The following is a 15,568-nucleotide window of genomic DNA, read 5'->3' as shown; positions in this document are numbered from 1 at the left end:
GCATGAGCGTACAGCGATTCACCGGCGCCAATAACCGCGAGGCCATGGGCCGGGTGCGTGCCGCCCTCGGCGACGATGCCCTGATCCTGGCCAACCGCAGCACCCCGGAAGGGGTGGAGATCCTGGCGGTGTTGGAGGAAGACGCGGGCCCGGCCCCGCCGCGCCGACCGGCGGCGCCCCGATCGTCCGCCGGCGCGCCCGCCGGCGACGCCGGTCCCGACGAACAACTGCTGCGCGAGGTGCGCGAACTACGCGCCAGGCTGGACGCTGGCGGCGAGCAGGAGGCGCCGGCGCGCCGGGCGTTGCGCCGCCGCTTGGCGGCGCTCGGCTTCAGCGCCGCCCTGAGTGACGATCTGTTGGCCGGCTGGCCGGAGGAAGCCGGCGTCGCCGGTATCGAACCCTGGCTGCGCCGGCAACTGCAGCGCCGTCTCTTGATTGGAGACCGTCTGGAACGGGCCGGCACCCTGGTTCTGCTGGGCCCGGCCGGGGTTGGCAAAACCAGCATCGCCCTGAAGCTGGCCGCCCGCGCCGGCGCCACCCGCGCGCGGCTGTGGATGGAAACACCGCCGCCGCCCATGCTGGCGCGCCGGGCGGAGCATTTAGGCCTGACCTGCCAGGTTCTGGAACACGGTCAGTCTCCCGCCGTGGATGATGCCACCCTCTGCCTGATCGATACCCGTGGCCTGGGCTTGCGTGATCCAGACCAGGGCGCGCTGCTGCACCGGTTGGGGCCGAATGCGCGCCCGCTCCTGGTGTTGGCGGCCGGCACCGCTCTGGAAACTCTGGAAGAAACCCTGGCGGTGCACCGGGGCCTGGCCCGTGCCGCCGGTCTGCGGCTGGACGATATCGTCGTTACCGGGCGGGACGACGCCGCCCGCCTGGGGCCGTTGCTGGATCTGGTGATACGCCACGGCTTGCGCCTGCATTACGTGAGCGGTGGCCAGCGCATTCCCGAGGACCTGACCCCGGCCCGCGCCGACGCGTTGCTTGACGACCTGCTGGCGACGCCGGACGGCGATGGAGAAGACCGGTTACCGGCGGTGGGCGACCGCCGCTGGGCGGCCCGGCTGCTGGATCAGAGCCGGGCCCTGGACGCCGCCAGCCGTCTGCTGCGAGAAGGCGTGCCGGCGTTCCGCGAATTGCTCGAGGCGGCCCCCGGTGGCGGCCTGGCCACCGCCGGCCCGGACGCCATCGTGCAGGGTGCCGAGGACGCCCGGGTGCGCCTTGCCCTGGACCCCGGCGGCCTGCCCCTGGGCCCGGTGAGCGACCATGGCGATGGCGCCCGGTTATTGCCGTCGCTGCCCGACGCGGCCCTGTGGCATCGCCTGGACAACCGCCCTTGGTTGGCCACCGCGCGGGGCAATAGCCGTGTCTTGCATCGTGGTGAACGGCGCGCTTTGGAAGAAAGCCAGGCCCAGGCCATGGCCTGGGACAGCCGCTTGCTGCGCCACCGGGGCCGCGCCGTGCAGGCGCGCCTGCGCCGTCTGGAGGTGGCGGCGCCGGTGGCCGGCGGCGGTGGGGCGCCGCTCAGCGCCCGGCTTGGCGCCTGGTTCGCCAGCCTGCATGACCTGGATACCGGCGCCGAATTGGGCCGCCGCTACTGGCTGGCGCCCGGCGACCAGGACCGTGAACGCACCCTTTCGTTGCTGGTGGCGTCGCTCAGCGCCGAGGGGCTGGTGTCCCTGGAGCGGCGCGCCCGCCTGGCGTTGCAGCGGGAAGGGTTGGCCGCCCCGGGCGGTGCCGCCGGGCTGCTGGCGTCCCTGGCCCTGCGCCTGGACCTGGACGACGGCGACTGGGCCCTGGACGCCCGTGGTCAGTTACTGGCCCTGCTCGGCGGGCCGCGCAGGCGTAAGCCGGAGACCCTGCTCGATGCCCTGCTGGCCCTGCTGCGCGCCCGCCACAGCCTGCGCGATCTGGGCCACGATCTGGGGTTGGAGCCCTCAGCGTGAGGAAAGCCCTCAGCGTGAATAAAAGGCCCTCAGCGTGAGGAAAGCCCTCGGCGCCGCTTTGCTGTTGCTGGCCGGGCTGGCACCGGCGGCGCCGGGAAGCTGGACCGCCAGCGCGCCGGCGGTGCGCGTGGCCGGCCCGGACCGGGATTACCTCAGCCGGCCGCTGACACCGCCACCGTTGGCCGCCGGGGCCACTCCGACCCAGGTGAGCTGGCGCTATCGGCTGCCCATCGGGCCGGCGCCGCGGGCCTGGCTGTGCCAGGGGCGACATTGTCTGGCCCTGGATCAACCCCGTGGGCGCGCCCCGGTGCCCGCCGACTGGCGCGGTGACCGGCCACTGCGGTTCCGGTTCCGGCTCGCCGAAGGCGCCCGGCAGCCGCTGCGAGTGCGCGATCTGCGCCTGACGCTGGCTTACCAGGCGCGCGCCGGTATGGATCGATCCGACAAATAAGCCCGCCCAACGGGCGTTATTCCCCGCTTCCAAAGCCCGCCATATCCCAATAATGAAAGCAGTCACCGGCGCCCCTTGCGGAGAACTTCATGTACACGGCACAGGGTAAAATCGATCACCAGGCGCTGCTGGAACAGCATCTTCCGGCGGTGCGACGCCAGGCGCTGGCCCTGCAGGTCAAGCTGCCCGCCGGTATCGACCTGGACGATCTTATCCAGGCCGGTACCGTCGGTTTGCTGGACGCCCTGCGTCGTTTCGACCCCCACGCCGGTGCCAGCTTTTCCACCTTCGCCAGCCAGCGCATTCGTGGCGCCATGATCGACGAACTGCGCACCCGTGACTGGTTGCCGCGCAGCGTGCGCCGTAATGCCCGCAACCTGGACCAATGCGTGCACCGTCTGGAGCAGCGTCTCGGGCGCCCGCCGGAGGAACGCGAAATCGCCGCCGAGATGGGCATGGAGCTGGCCGACTACCAGCAACTGCTCACCGACACCAATAACGGCTACCTGCTGCCCTATGAGGAAATGGTGGAAGAGCGGGGTGAGCCGGAAGCCGGCAGCGGCGCGCCGCCGTCGCCGTTCGCCGCCCTGGTGGACGGCCGGCAACGCGAGTGCCTGACCGCCGCCATCGAGGCCCTGCCGGAGCGCGAGAAGCTGCTGGTGGCGTTGTACTACCAGGAGGAGCTTAACCTCAAGGAAATCGGCGCCGTGCTCGGTGTTACCGAATCCCGGGTCTGTCAGCTGCACAGCCAGGCGGTCAGTCGCCTGCGCGCCCGGCTCGCCGAATCTGGTTGAGGTGGGGCGTCCGGCATCCCCCCGCCTACAAGATTTCCCGGCCCGGTTGTACAATGCGCGCCGACGCAGACCGAGGATTCTATGAACCCCAGCGACGAGATTCACCAGCGGCGCACTTTCGCCATCATTTCCCACCCGGACGCCGGTAAGACCACCATTACCGAGAAGTTGCTGCTGTACGGCAACCAGATTCGCATGGCCGGCACCGTCAAGGGCAAGAAGAGCGGCGTGCACGCCACCTCCGACTGGATGGAGATGGAGAAGGAACGGGGCATCTCGGTGACCACCTCGGTGATGCAGTTCCCCTACCGGGACGCCACCGTGAACCTGCTCGATACTCCCGGCCACGCCGACTTTTCCGAGGACACCTACCGCACCCTGACGGCGGTGGATTCGGCGCTGATGGTGATCGATGCCGCCAAGGGCGTGGAGGAACGGACCGTCAAGCTGATGGAGGTGTGCCGGCTGCGCGACACGCCGATCCTCACTTTCATCAACAAGCTGGACCGGGACGTGCGCGATCCCATCGAGGTGCTTGATGAAATCGAGGACGTGCTCAAGATCGAGTGCGCGCCGGTAACCTGGCCGATCGGCATGGGCAAGAGCTTCAAGGGTGTCTACAACCTGTTACGCGATACCACCGTGCTGTACAAGACCGGCCAGGGCCACACCGTGCAGGAAGTGCGCGAGGTGAAGGGGCTGGACAACCCGGAGCTGGACCAGGCGGTGGGCGCCGACTATGCCCAGGAACTGCGTGACACCCTGGAGCTGGTGCAGGGCGCCAGCCACGAATTCAACCTTGAGCGGTTCCTGGCCGGCCAGTTGACGCCGGTGTTTTTCGGCACCGCCCTGGGTAACTTCGGCGTCGATCATATGCTCGACGGCCTGGTGGACTGGGCACCGCCGCCCCAGCCCCGCGACGGCGGCGCCCGCCAGGTGCAACCCGACGAAGGCAAAATGACCGGCTTCGTGTTCAAGATCCAGGCCAACATGGACCCGCGCCACCGGGATCGCATCGCCTTCCTTCGCATTTGCTCCGGCAAGTACCAGAAGGGCATCAAGCTCAAGCAGTGCCGCACCGGCAAGGATGTGCGCATCGCCGATGCCCTGACCTTCCTCGCCGGGGAGCGTGACAACGTGGAGGAAGCCTTCGCCGGCGACATCATCGGCCTGCACAACCACGGCACCATCCAGATCGGCGACACCTTCACCGAAGGCGAGGAGCTGCGCTTCACCGGCATCCCGCACTTCGCGCCGGAGTTGTTCCAGCGGGTGGTGCTCAATGATCCGCTCAAGAGCAAGCAACTGCACAAGGGTCTCACCCAGCTGGCGGAGGAAGGCGCTACCCAGGTGTTCTTCCCACTGCGCAACAACGACGTGATTCTGGGCGCCGTGGGCACCCTGCAGTTCGATGTGGTGGCCGCCCGCCTGAAGGCGGAGTATGGCGTGGACTGTCGCTACGAGGCGGTCAACGTGAGTACCGCCCGCTGGACCGAGGCGGACAGCGACCGCGAGCTGGAAGCCTTCGAGCGCAAGGCCTACGAGCACCTGGCCCGGGACGGCGCAGGCCACCTCACCTATCTGGCGCCGACCCGCGTCAACCTGCAGCTTGCCCAGGAACGCCACCCGGAAATCCGCTTCCGGGAAACCCGCGAGATCTGAGGCGCAAGCGCGCGCAACACGCTTGCACGCATACACGCTTGCACGCTACCCCCTCATCCTGAGCGGTGGGGTGTGTTTCCTGCCGTTCAGGAAACACACCGAACCTTCCAGCTCCGGGTTTAGCGTGCAAGCGTGCAAGCGTGTATGCGCGCAAGCATGTTGCATGCCCGCGTGCTGTGCTAGACTCGCCGCCCTCTTTGGCACCGACCCCGATTTCGATATGTTCATGGCGTCCAATCCGCCCTAGCGTTCCCGCCCCCCGGCCACTCTGAGTGGCTATCGTCGGCCGTCCTTCCGTGACGGCGTATCCCGGCCGCCCGGCCGTCATTTTTGTTGTTTATGGTTTGCCGCGTCGGCGTGGCCGTCGTCGTGTTCCGTGCTGTTAAAAGGATTCCGTTTTGCTGCCGTTGAAAGAAAACTGGTTTTCCAATCTCCGTGGTGATGTGCTCTCCGGTATCGTGGTGGCGCTGGCCCTGATTCCGGAGGCGATCGCCTTCTCGATCATCGCCGAGGTGGACCCCAAGGTGGGGTTGTACGCCTCGTTCTGCATCGCCGTGGTCACCGCCTTCGCCGGTGGCCGGCCGGGAATGATCTCCGCCGCCACCGGCGCCATGGCGTTGCTCATGGTGACCCTGGTGCGCGAGCACGGCCTGCAGTATCTGCTCGCCGCCACCATCCTCACCGGGGTGCTGCAGATCATTTTCGGCCTCTTCAAGCTGGCCACGGTGATGCGCTTCGTATCGCGCTCGGTGGTCACCGGCTTCGTCAACGCCCTGGCGATTCTGATCTTCATGGCCCAGATCCCGGAGCTGATCGGCGTCACCTGGCACGTCTATGCCATGACCGCCGCCGGCCTGGGCATCATCTATCTGTTCCCGCTGCTGACCCGGGCGGTGCCGTCGCCGCTGGTGTGCATTCTGGTGCTCACCGCCGTGGCGGTGTACTTCGGCCTGGAGATGCCCACGGTGGGTGACAAGGGCGAGTTGCCCAGCAGCCTGCCGGTGTTCCTGCTGCCGGATATTCCCCTGTCCCTGGAGACCCTGCGCATCATCTTCCCGGTGTCGCTGACGATGGCGGTGGTGGGGCTGCTGGAGTCGATGATGACCGCCACCATCGTCGACGACATCACCGACACGGACAGCGACAAGCACCGCGAGTGCCGGGGCCAGGGCATGGCCAACATCGCCTCCGGCTTCCTGGGCGGCATGGCCGGCTGCGCGATGATCGGTCAGTCGGTGATCAACATGAAATCCGGCGGTCGCACCCGGCTGTCCACGTTGATCGCCGGGGTGGTGCTGCTGGTGCTGGTGGTGTTCCTGGGCGACTGGGTGTCGCGGATTCCCATGGCCGCCCTGGTGGCGGTGATGATCATGGTGTCCATCGGCACTTTCAGTTGGGAGTCGATCCTTAACCTGCGTCGCCACCCGCCGAGCAGCAGCGTGGTGATGCTGGTCACCGTGGCGGTGACCGTGTTCACCCACAACCTGGCCATCGGGGTGGGCATCGGCGTGCTGCTCAGCGCTTTGTTCTACGCCAACAAGGTGGGCCGGGTGTTCTATGTGTCCAGCGAGGCGGACGACGCCGGTTACCAGCGCCATTACCAGGTGGTGGGGCAGGTGTTCTTCACCTCGGCGGACCGTTTCCTGGCGGCGTTCGACTATAAGGAAGGGTTGGAAAAAGTCACCATCGACGTACACCGGGCCCGCTTCTGGGACATCACCGCCATCGGCGCCCTGGACAAGGCGGTGATCAAGTTCCGCCGCGAAGGCACCGAGGTGGAAGTGATCGGCCTGGACGAGGCCAGCGCCACTCTGGTGGATAAGTACGCCGTCCACGACAAGCCCGACGCCGTGGAAAAAATGATGGGCGGCCACTGAGCCACCCCCGGATTCGAGGATCGACCATGAGTCATGTGATTGCCTGCATCGACGGTTCCGCCGCGGCGGACACCATTTGCGACCACGCCGCCTGGGCGGCCCGGCGCCTGGACGCCCCCCTGATGTTGCTGCACGTGTTGGACGAGGAACGCTACCCCAGCGAGCCCAACCTGAGCGGCAGCATTGGTCTGGGCACCCGGGAAGCCCTGCTCAAGGAGCTGGCGGACCTGGATGCACGCCGCAACCGGCTGGCCCTGGAGGAGGGCAAGGCGCTGCTGGAGGCGGCCAAGGAGCGGCTGGCGTCGGCCGGCCAGCCGACGCCGGTGCTGCGCCAGCGCCATGGCAAGCTGCTCGACGCGGTGCGCGAGCTGGACGATGAGACCCGCCTGCTGGTGATCGGCAAACAGGGCACCGATCACCCCGGCCACGACCGGATCGGCGACAATGTGGAGAAACTGATTCGTGGCGTGGACCGCTCCGTGCTGGTGGCGGTGGGAGCGTTCAAGGCGCCCACCGGGCTGATGCTCGCCTACGACAACAGTCCTTCCATGCGCGACGGCGTGCGCCTGATCGCCAGCAGCCCGCTGCTGCGCGAGCTGCCTTGTCACCTGGTGCAGGTGAACGGTTCCGAGCGGGATCGGGAAGGCGCGGCCTGGGCGGCGCGGCGCCTGGAGGACAACGGGCACCCGGTGACCGTCGCGGCCCTGAAGGGGGATGTGGAAACGGAGTTGCACCTTTACCAGGAGGAGCACGATCTCGACCTGGTGGTGATGGGCGCCTACGGGCACTCGCGAATCCGTGAGTTCCTGATTGGCAGCACCACCGACCGGCTGATCCGCCATGCCCGGGTGCCGCACCTGATTCTGAGGTGACATTCATCGCGCGAATACCGGTTATCATCAAGATTGATTGTTTTTATGAGAAACGCGCTCCTAGAATGCGCGGCATCGGTAGTCGGCGTCGGGCGGGGCATGCCCCCGCGTGACCGGCGGCTTCGGTGTTCATTCTTCTACTGACAAGGATTGACCATGTCACAGTACCTCAAAGAGATCGAAGCACTGAGCTCCGTGGTTGGTGCCAACAAAACCTGGCACGACATCAACCCGGAATCCGCTGTCCGCATGCGTCTGCAGAACCGTTTCAACACGCATCTGGATATCGCCAAGTACACCGCGAAGATCATGCGCGAGGACATGGCGGCGTATGACGCGGACAACTCCAAGTACACTCAGTCCCTGGGTTGCTGGCACGGTTTCATCGGTCAGCAGAAGATGATTTCCATCAAGAAATACTTCGGCAACACCAAGGGCCGCTACCTGTACCTGTCCGGCTGGATGGTCGCCGCGCTGCGTTCCGAGTTCGGTCCGCTGCCCGACCAGTCCATGCATGAGAAGACCGCCGTCGCCGACCTGATCCGTGAACTGTACACCTTCCTCAAGCAAGCCGACGCCTGGGAACTGAACCACCTGTTCCGTGGCCTGGACGCCGCCAAGGAAGCGGGCGACGAAGCCAAGCAGAAAGAAATCATCAGCAAGATCGACAACTTCGAAACCCACGTTGTGCCGATCATCGCCGACATCGATGCTGGCTTCGGTAACCCGGAAGCCACCTACCTGCTGGCCAAGAAGCTGATCGAAGCCGGTGCTTGCTGCATCCAGATCGAGAACCAGGTTTCCGACGAGAAGCAGTGCGGTCACCAGGACGGTAAAGTGACCGTTCCCCATGCCGACTTCATCGCCAAGCTGAACGCCGTTCGCTACGCGTTCCTGGAACTGGGCGTTGACGATGGCGTGATCGTTGCCCGTACCGACTCCGAAGGCGCCGGCCTGACCAAGCAGATCGCCGTGACCAACGAGCCGGGCGACCTGGGCGACAAGTACAACAGCTTCCTGGATGGCGAGTTCATCGACTCTCCCGAGCAGATCAACAACGGCGACGTGGTGATCAAATCCGAAGGCAAGCTGCTCAAGCCGACCCGTCTGGCTTCCGGCCTGTTCCAGTTCCGCGAAGGCACCAACATCGACCGCGTGGTTCTGGACTGTGTCACCAGCCTGCAAAACGGCGCCGACCTGCTGTGGATCGAAACCCCGACCCCGAACGTGGCTCACATCAAGCACATGGTCGATCGCATCCGCGAGCAAGAGCCGAGCGCCAAGCTGGTGTACAACAACAGCCCGTCCTTCAACTGGACCCTGAACTTCCGTCAGCAGGTATTCGATGCCTGGAAGGAAGAAGGCAAGGACGTATCCGGTTACGACCGTGCCGACCTGATGAACGCCAAGTACGACGACAGCGATCTGGCCGCCGAAGCCGACCGCTGGACTCAGGAGTTCCAGGCCAAGGCATCCCGTGAAGCCGGTGTGTTCCACCACCTGATCACGCTGCCGACCTACCACACCGCTGCTCTGTCCACCGACCAGCTGGTGGAAGGCTACTTCGGTGAGGAAGGCATGCTGGCCTACGCCGCCGGCGTTCAGCGCAAGGAAATCCGCCGTGGCATCGCCACCGTGAAGCACCAGGACATGGCCGGTTCCAACATCGGTGATGACCACAAAGAGTACTTCTCTGGTGAAGCCGCTCTGAAAGCAGCGGGTAAAGACAACACCATGAACCAGTTCGGCTAATACGGTTCGGTGTTAAAAAAGAAGGGCGGGGTCCTCGGACCCCGCCCTTTTTTTATGTTGCTTGGTTCAGGCTGTGAAAGCCGTGCTAACGCGCCCTGGGAGAGGCTGTAGGAGCGACTTCAGTCGCGACTGAAGTCGCTCCTACGGTCGCTCCTGCGGTTTCTACAGCCGTTCCTGCACGTCCGCTCCCGTCAGCCTTTCTTGCCCAGCCATTCATCGGCCTGACGTTCCGCGTCCTCGCGGGTGGAGCCGTAACGCTCCTGGATCTTGCCCACCAGCTTGTCCTTGTGACCCTCTATCTGCTTGAGGTCGTCATCGGTGAACTTGGCCCACTGTTTTTTCACATCGCCTTTCAACTGTTTCCACTGGCCTTTCAGCGTGTCGCTGTTCATTACTACCTCCATGCGGTAACGATTTCGGAGCCTTCAGTATGCGCTGATGGAGGCGGTCCGTAAGGGGGTGAGACGAAGATTTAGCAGTTTTTATCGTACTTGCCGGCGGCGGGCGTTGGCCCCATCATGGGCGCCGCGCGGCCCCGGCGGACGGGGGCGCGGCGTGAATTCGGCGTGACCAGCGGAAGGAGAGGCATTCATGGCGGCGGTACTGGCGGGCGGCATCATCGTGATCTGGCTGGCGTTAAGCGGCGGCCGGGCCTTGCTCGGCGCCCTGGGCGTGACCTTGCACCGCCGCGCCGCCCTGACCGCGCCGCTGGCTCTGGCGGCGGTCGAAAGCGCGCTGTTCCTGCTGGCGGTGCCCGCCGGAGAGTTGCTGCCCGAGCCCCAGCGCTGGCCGGCGGCCTGGGCCCTGGTGGTCCTGGCCTGGCTGATCAACGGCGCCGTCAGCGCCCGCCTTTGGCGCGTTCGGATCGATCCGCTTTAGCCGCTATACCGCGACGCTCCGTCGAGCGTGCTGCACCATGGGGCGCGCTCAGCTTTCCCCTTTGGCCGCCACGACCCGGCCGTTCACCCAGGTGCGGCGGATGTCACCAGGGGTGGCGTTCAGAACGATCTTCTCGAACCATTGCTCATCGCTGGTGCGGCCTGGCCAGTAGCGCAGGCCGGAGCCCGATGATCCGGCGGCGATTTGCAGGGCGTCGAACTTGTAGCCCTCCGCCAGCCGACCCACCGGCAGGCCCAGGGTGTCGGCGCCGCCGGCCGTGGCCAGCCAGAAGGCCTCGCGCGCGGAAAGGGCGTCACCGGGCAGGCCTCTTTGTTCCGGTGCCAGGGTCGGGTCCACCCCCGAGGAACGCAGCCGTGATACCGCGATGCCCTGCCGGGCGCTGTCCAGAAGGAAGGGGCTGTACCCACCGGAAATGTCCGTGCCCAGGCCCACCCGCGCGCCGTGTTCCAGGGCGTGCCGCAACGGAAACACGGCGTTGGCGAAGTACAGATTGGAGAGCGGGCAATGGGCGACCCCGGCGCCCTGCGCGGTGATCAGCCGCAGGTCGTCGTCGCTGACGAAGTTGCAGTGCGCGAGCACGGTATGCTCGCGCAGCAGGCCGTGGCGATGCAGCACCTGGCAATCGGTACCGCCGTGTTCGGCTCGCACATAGCCCACCTCCCAGTCGCTTTCCGAACAGTGGGTCTGTATCCGGCAGCCGGTTTCCTCCGCCAGCCGGCCCAGACCACTCAACAATGCCGGCGTGCAGCTGGGGATGAAGCGGGGCGTGATCACCGGTTGCACCAGGGGCGTGTCGCCGTCGCACAGGGCGCGCACGTCCTCGATGAAAGCACGGCTGTCGGCCAGGGCGCGGGTGGCATCCGCGTCGCGGCAGTTGTCGGGGTTGGCGCGAGGGTCATCCATGGCCACCTTGCCGACCAGCGCGCGCTGGCCCCGGACGGCGCAGATTTCCGCCAGTGCCAGGGACGCTTCCCGATGCACGGTGGCGAAGTACAAGGCCGTGGTGGTGCCGTGATGGAGCAGGGTGTCCACCAGATCCTGGTACACCCGGCGGGCGAAATCCACGTTGGCGTATTCCGCTTCCAGCGGGAAGGTGTACTTCTGGAGCCAGACTTCCAGGGGATCATCCAGGGCGCCGCCCAGTTGCGGCCATTGGCTGGCATGGATGTGCAGGTCCACCAGACCTGGAATCAGGCAATGCCCGGTGGGCAGCGTGGATAACCGGCCCTGTTGCCGGGCCGCCCGCAAGCGCCGCTCGTAATCCGGTTGCCCGGGGACCGACACCCGTTCGATCCAGCCCTCGCCATCCACCAGAATCAGGGCGTCCTTGAGAACTTCCAGGTGCCCTTGCTCGGGGGTGTGAAAGGCGGTGCCGAGGATGGCGCCGCCGCGCGGATCATCGCCGTCCATTTCAGTAGGTCACCCCGAGCCGCTCCAGCAAATAGGTCTTGGAGTTGATCGGTGGGTAACGGCCAGCACCGCTCTCGTCCGCGCAGGCGGGCAGGCATTGGATATCGGATTCGTAGTTCGGGTGGCCGAAGAAGGCGATGGAATAGCGGTCCCGATGGGCATGCTCGGGCAGTGATGCGCCGACCCGGTGCGGCGTGGACTGGAACACATCGTTGGTCCATCGCTGCATCAAATCGCCGGTATTGACCAGGATGGTGCCGGGCAGCGGCGGGGCCGGACGCCATTGGCCGGACAGGTCGCGCACCTCCAGGCCGCCCACGTCATCCTGGAACAGCAGGGTGATGCTGCCGTAATCTGTGTGGCCGCCAGCGCGCGGCGCCGTCTCCGGCTTGCCGGCGCTCACTGGTGGGTAGTGCAGCAGTCGCAGGCCATGGTCATGCTTGTCATGGTGTTCGACGAAAAAGTCCCGGGGCAGATCCAGGTCCAGGGCGAAGGCGCGCAGCACCTGGTCGGACGTGGCCAGGCAGGCCCGGTAGAAGGCTTCCATCAGCGGCCGGAAACCGTCCGGCCGGTCCGGCCAGTAATTGTCCGGGCGGCGGCCCGCCGCCACCGGGTCCATGGCGGCGTCCTCGGTAATGTTGAAGGCTTCCTTGAAATCGCCGGGCTGCTCTGGGTCCAGGCTTTCCCGGCCGGTGGCCACATAGCCGAGATTGTCCTCGGCGGTGCGCCAGGCGACCCGGTTCTTGGCCTCGGCGGGCAGCGCGAAAAAGGCGGCGGAGGCCTCGAATACCGACCTGAGCAGCGCCGGGTCCACGCCATGGTGGCTGAGATAGAAAAATCCCACCTGCCGACAGGCGCGACCGATTTCCTCGGCCACCCTGGCCTGGTCCCGTGCGTTTCCGGTGATGAAGGCGGAGAAATTCACCACCGGAACCGGGTTGTTGCTGGTCTTCATGCACGTCTCCCCGTGGGCGGTCATTGCTGGTATCAGGGGCAAAGCGAGGCTTTGGCGGCGTCCGCCTTGGCGTCCTGTTCCGGGTGGTTGACGAAATGCAGGGTGTAGCCTTGCTGGTAGTCGAGATCCTCCGGCAGCACGCCGGCATCCACCATTTGTTCGAAGAAGGTTTCCCAGCGGGCGTGGTTCATGGTGCCGATGCCGTATTCCTCTGCGTCGCCGGAATCGACAATGCGGTACTCATGCATCTTGTCGAAGGAATACTGGATCAGGTCGTCGGTGAGCTCCGGGTTGCGTTTCTTGGCCTCGGCGTTGCCCAGCCGTGGATCCTCCAGGTAGCTTTTGTAGCCCTCGATGCTGGCGGCCACGAAGCGGCGCACGATGTCCGGGTGTTCGCACACCATTTCCCGGGTGGTGTCGATGGTGTAACCGTAGGGGCTCCAGCCGTAGTCGGCGATCAACAGGCTTTTGCCGTCCACCCCCGCCTGCGCCATGTAGTAGCCGTCGTTGGTGATGTAGCCCTGCTGGGCGGCTTTCGGGTCCTGGGCGAAGGGGCCGAGGGTGAAAGCGTAGGGGCGCAGCTGGGAATCGTCGAAGCCGTATTTGGATTTCAGCCACGGCCAATAGGCCACCCGGCCGGTGGTGGGGATCATCATGTAGGCATCGTCCAGATCGCCCAGGGAATCATAGCCCTGGCCATCGTGCACGATCAGAGTCTGCGGGTCGGTCTGCATAACCGCCGCCACGCTCACCAGGGGAATGCCTTCGCGCACAGCGTTGAAGGTGTTGAGGCTGAAGCCGGTGTGGAAATCCACAGCGCCACCCATCAATAGCTGCATGCCGTTGGTGCTGGGGCCGCCGTCGCGCACGGTCACGTCCAGGCCGTGCTTCTCGTAGAGGCCTTCCGCCAGAGCCTGGTAGAAGCCGCCTTGCTCCGCTTCGGCGTACCAGCTCATGCCGACGGTGATCTTATCCAGGCCATCGTCGGCGATGGCCTGGCCGGCGATCGCGATCAAGGCCGCGGCCAGCAGGCTCCGCGCTCGGGTGTCCGGCAGGTAGGTGGCGCGCATGGTGTTTCCCCCTTTTTTCATGACCGGTGGACGTTGATGACCGGCGAGGATGCAGATTCCATGCCATGGCGGGAGACAGTAATGTATACAGAATTTCGGAAAAACGGTGGGGAAGGGCCCGTTAAAGGCCCATCTTGGGGACGGGGAGGACCGGTTTTGGTGCAAGGCGCCCGGTGGAAGGTCGGGCGGTCGATTCAGAATGTATACAGGAAATCGTCAGAAAGTGGACCAGCCGGTGAACTCCATCACCCGGTACAGCCCGTAGCGCCAGCGGGAGTCGTCCGCGAATGCCTCGTAGGGCAGGCTGAACACCTCGCCGTCCGGATTCGACCAGCGTTTTTGAAACGTCTCCCGGGCCGCGCGAATCGCCGGGTTGGCGGCATCCGCCACCAGCTCCACGCTGGTTTCCAGATTCAGATTGTCCAGGTTGCGGCGTGTGTAGTTGGCCGAACCCAGGATCAGCATGGCCGGCCCCTGGCCACCGTGGCGCAACAGCATCTTGGTGTGGCATTGCTCGCCGTGGGTGGCGCACCAGCGTATCGGCACGCCGGCACGGTGCAGTTCCCAGGCCACCTGGCGGTTGGGCACGCCATTCTTCTCGCGGCCAAAGGCATCCTTGTTGGGGTCCAGCAGCAGACGCAGCCGTACGCCCCGTTCCCGGGCGGCCGCCAGGGCCTCCACCAGCGGTCGGTGGGACAAGTAGAACACGCCCACCTCCAGCTGCTGGCCGGCGCGGGCGCCGTTCACCGCGTCCAGCAGGGCGTCGCGGATCGCGCCTTCGCTGAGCACCCGCAGGCGGGCGCCGTTTTCCGGGGCGTCTTGTTCCGGCGGCATGGGCCAGTCATCCCCCAGCCGGACGCCGGAGAAACGTGCCGCCGCCAACTCCGAATGGAGCAGGTCCAGCGCCGCCGGGCCGCTGAAGCGCAGCGCCAGATTGGAGTGGGCACTGCTGGCGTCGTGGGCATTGGCGGAGGTCACCAGGCCGGTCCACCGGTCTCCCTCGTCCACCACCAGGGTCTTGCGGTGGTTGGCCTTGAAGTTGATCAGGGTGAGATAGGTGCGCAGGGTTACCTTGCCGTCGCCGGTGGGGTTGGGCAGCCAACCGCCCTGTGTGGTGTTGCCGAGCCACTGGCAGCACAGCCGCCACAGGCCGGACCAGGTGGGGTTGGAATCACGCAGCCGGTTGAGATCGGTGAACACCACCTCCACACCGGCCTGGCGCAGGCGCTCCAGATGCGGCGCGGCCACGCCACCGTACAGGGTGTTGAAGGGATCGGTGATCAGCACCATGCGCAGGTTCGGGCGCTGGCGTTTGCGGGTTACCAGGGCTTCGGTGAGCTGCTCGCTGAGTGGTCGCAGGCTGTCGGTGGTGGCGCCGGCCATGTTGTTGTAGAGGAACATGTCCACCACCACCAGTTTTTCCGCCTGGCCGATAAGGCGGAAGAATTCATCGAAGATCGCCTGGTCATAATGGCGTGCCGGGTCGTCGTCGGCGTTCGCGTCGACCCAGGTGTCGTCGGCCAGCAGCGCCAGGTTTCGCGCGTCGCGCGCCGGCCAGGCCCGGCCCACGTCCTCCGGGAGCGGCTTGTAGCGGTGATAGAGGGCGGTGAGCAGCCAGGCGGAAAGCAGTAGAAGCAGAAGCACGCGGATCGGGTGGCGTTTTTTCATGGGTTTTTGGGGCCAGCGGGCGAAGGGGGTAAAGCTACCTGTTCGGGGGTGTGGGCCGCAAGCGCCCGCGTCCTGGGTTCTCCATCCGGGCCGCGTCTCGGTGTGGGCCCCTTTCCGGGAACGCCGTGAACCCGTCCCTGGGGGCTCCCTGTTTGACATCCTGTCAAACAGGGTCCCGGAAAGGGGCCCACACCGAGACGCTTCGAGG

General features: G+C 65.9%; 13 protein-coding genes. 8 read left to right on the top strand and 5 right to left on the bottom strand.

Features of this window, described 5'->3' with window-relative positions; all coding sequences use genetic code 11:
* The first annotated feature begins 2 nt into the window (after positions 1-2).
* The 7 genes from ACLD02_RS12315 to ACLD02_RS12285 all read left to right on the top strand — a co-directional run bounded on the left by ACLD02_RS12315 (position 3) and on the right by ACLD02_RS12285 (position 9,357).
* Positions 3-1,949, top strand: a complete 1,947-nt coding sequence (locus ACLD02_RS12315; RefSeq protein ID WP_410298831.1) for a hypothetical protein — start codon at positions 3-5, stop codon at positions 1,947-1,949.
* Positions 1,950-1,983: 34 nt separating this feature from the next.
* Positions 1,984-2,400: a flagellar protein FlhE gene (locus tag ACLD02_RS12310; protein WP_203105121.1), complete on the top strand. Its 417-nt coding sequence runs from the start codon at positions 1,984-1,986 to the stop codon at positions 2,398-2,400.
* Positions 2,401-2,489: 89 nt separating this feature from the next.
* Entirely contained in the window at positions 2,490-3,194 is a 705-nt protein-coding gene (locus ACLD02_RS12305; RefSeq protein ID WP_203105120.1) for an RNA polymerase sigma factor FliA, read from the top strand.
* An 81-nt stretch (positions 3,195-3,275) separates the two neighbouring features.
* A complete protein-coding gene (prfC, locus tag ACLD02_RS12300; RefSeq protein ID WP_410298830.1) occupies positions 3,276-4,856 on the top strand; it encodes a peptide chain release factor 3 in 1,581 nt (526 codons plus the stop codon).
* 398 nt (positions 4,857-5,254) lie between these two features.
* A complete protein-coding gene (locus ACLD02_RS12295) occupies positions 5,255-6,733 on the top strand; it encodes a SulP family inorganic anion transporter (protein WP_203105118.1) in 1,479 nt (492 codons plus the stop codon).
* A 26-nt stretch (positions 6,734-6,759) separates the two neighbouring features.
* The gene (locus tag ACLD02_RS12290; RefSeq protein ID WP_203105117.1) at positions 6,760-7,605 is read left to right on the top strand and encodes a universal stress protein; all 846 of its coding nucleotides are present in this window, start codon (positions 6,760-6,762) and stop codon (positions 7,603-7,605) included.
* A gap of 156 nt (positions 7,606-7,761) precedes the next feature.
* A complete protein-coding gene (locus ACLD02_RS12285; RefSeq protein WP_203105116.1) occupies positions 7,762-9,357 on the top strand; it encodes an isocitrate lyase in 1,596 nt (531 codons plus the stop codon).
* Positions 9,358-9,548: 191 nt separating this feature from the next.
* Here the strand turns inward: ACLD02_RS12285 and ACLD02_RS12280 are convergent, their stop codons facing one another.
* Positions 9,549-9,749: a CsbD family protein gene (locus ACLD02_RS12280; protein WP_203105115.1), complete on the bottom strand. Its 201-nt coding sequence runs from the start codon at positions 9,747-9,749 to the stop codon at positions 9,549-9,551.
* 199 nt (positions 9,750-9,948) lie between these two features.
* Here ACLD02_RS12280 and ACLD02_RS12275 point away from each other — a divergent pair, with 199 nt between their 5' ends.
* The gene (locus ACLD02_RS12275; protein WP_410298829.1) at positions 9,949-10,236 is read left to right on the top strand and encodes a hypothetical protein; all 288 of its coding nucleotides are present in this window, start codon (positions 9,949-9,951) and stop codon (positions 10,234-10,236) included.
* 48 nt (positions 10,237-10,284) lie between these two features.
* On the opposite strand, the gene guaD is transcribed toward ACLD02_RS12275, so the two are convergent.
* The 4 genes from guaD to ACLD02_RS12255 all read right to left on the bottom strand — a co-directional run bounded on the left by guaD (position 10,285) and on the right by ACLD02_RS12255 (position 15,360).
* Positions 10,285-11,667: a guanine deaminase gene (gene guaD / locus ACLD02_RS12270; RefSeq protein WP_410298828.1), complete on the bottom strand. Its 1,383-nt coding sequence runs from the start codon at positions 11,665-11,667 to the stop codon at positions 10,285-10,287.
* Between the two features lies 1 nt (position 11,668).
* The gene (locus ACLD02_RS12265; protein WP_410298827.1) at positions 11,669-12,622 is read right to left on the bottom strand and encodes an isopenicillin N synthase family dioxygenase; all 954 of its coding nucleotides are present in this window, start codon (positions 12,620-12,622) and stop codon (positions 11,669-11,671) included.
* Between the two features lie 32 nt (positions 12,623-12,654).
* The gene (locus ACLD02_RS12260) at positions 12,655-13,692 is read right to left on the bottom strand and encodes an ABC transporter substrate-binding protein (RefSeq protein WP_410298826.1); all 1,038 of its coding nucleotides are present in this window, start codon (positions 13,690-13,692) and stop codon (positions 12,655-12,657) included.
* 216 nt (positions 13,693-13,908) lie between these two features.
* Entirely contained in the window at positions 13,909-15,360 is a 1,452-nt protein-coding gene (locus ACLD02_RS12255; RefSeq protein ID WP_410298825.1) for a phospholipase D-like domain-containing protein, read from the bottom strand.
* Between the last annotated feature and the right edge of the window lie 208 nt (positions 15,361-15,568).

The organism is Alloalcanivorax sp. C16-2 (assembly GCF_046507615.1).
Classification (GTDB): Bacteria; Pseudomonadota; Gammaproteobacteria; order Pseudomonadales; family Alcanivoracaceae; genus Alloalcanivorax; species Alloalcanivorax marinus_A.
The sequence above is the reverse complement of the archived record's forward strand: the minus strand, read 5'-3'. Positions and strand labels throughout refer to the sequence as shown.

Excerpts from the sequence above, each read along its gene's own strand:
- ACLD02_RS12315 (WP_410298831.1), top strand. The coding sequence starts at position 3 with ATGAGCGTACAGCGATTCACCGGCGCCAATAACCGCGAGGCCATGGGC.
- ACLD02_RS12290 (WP_203105117.1), top strand. The coding sequence starts at position 6,760 with ATGAGTCATGTGATTGCCTGCATCGACGGTTCCGCCGCGGCGGACACC.
- ACLD02_RS12275 (WP_410298829.1), top strand. The coding sequence starts at position 9,949 with ATGGCGGCGGTACTGGCGGGCGGCATCATCGTGATCTGGCTGGCGTTA.
- ACLD02_RS12285 (WP_203105116.1), top strand. The coding sequence starts at position 7,762 with ATGTCACAGTACCTCAAAGAGATCGAAGCACTGAGCTCCGTGGTTGGT.
- ACLD02_RS12280 (WP_203105115.1), bottom strand. The coding sequence starts at position 9,749 with ATGAACAGCGACACGCTGAAAGGCCAGTGGAAACAGTTGAAAGGCGAT.
- guaD (WP_410298828.1), bottom strand. The coding sequence starts at position 11,667 with ATGGACGGCGATGATCCGCGCGGCGGCGCCATCCTCGGCACCGCCTTT.
- ACLD02_RS12260 (WP_410298826.1), bottom strand. The coding sequence starts at position 13,692 with ATGCGCGCCACCTACCTGCCGGACACCCGAGCGCGGAGCCTGCTGGCC.
- prfC (WP_410298830.1), top strand. The coding sequence starts at position 3,276 with ATGAACCCCAGCGACGAGATTCACCAGCGGCGCACTTTCGCCATCATT.
- ACLD02_RS12305 (WP_203105120.1), top strand. The coding sequence starts at position 2,490 with ATGTACACGGCACAGGGTAAAATCGATCACCAGGCGCTGCTGGAACAG.
- ACLD02_RS12255 (WP_410298825.1), bottom strand. The coding sequence starts at position 15,360 with ATGAAAAAACGCCACCCGATCCGCGTGCTTCTGCTTCTACTGCTTTCC.
- ACLD02_RS12265 (WP_410298827.1), bottom strand. The coding sequence starts at position 12,622 with ATGAAGACCAGCAACAACCCGGTTCCGGTGGTGAATTTCTCCGCCTTC.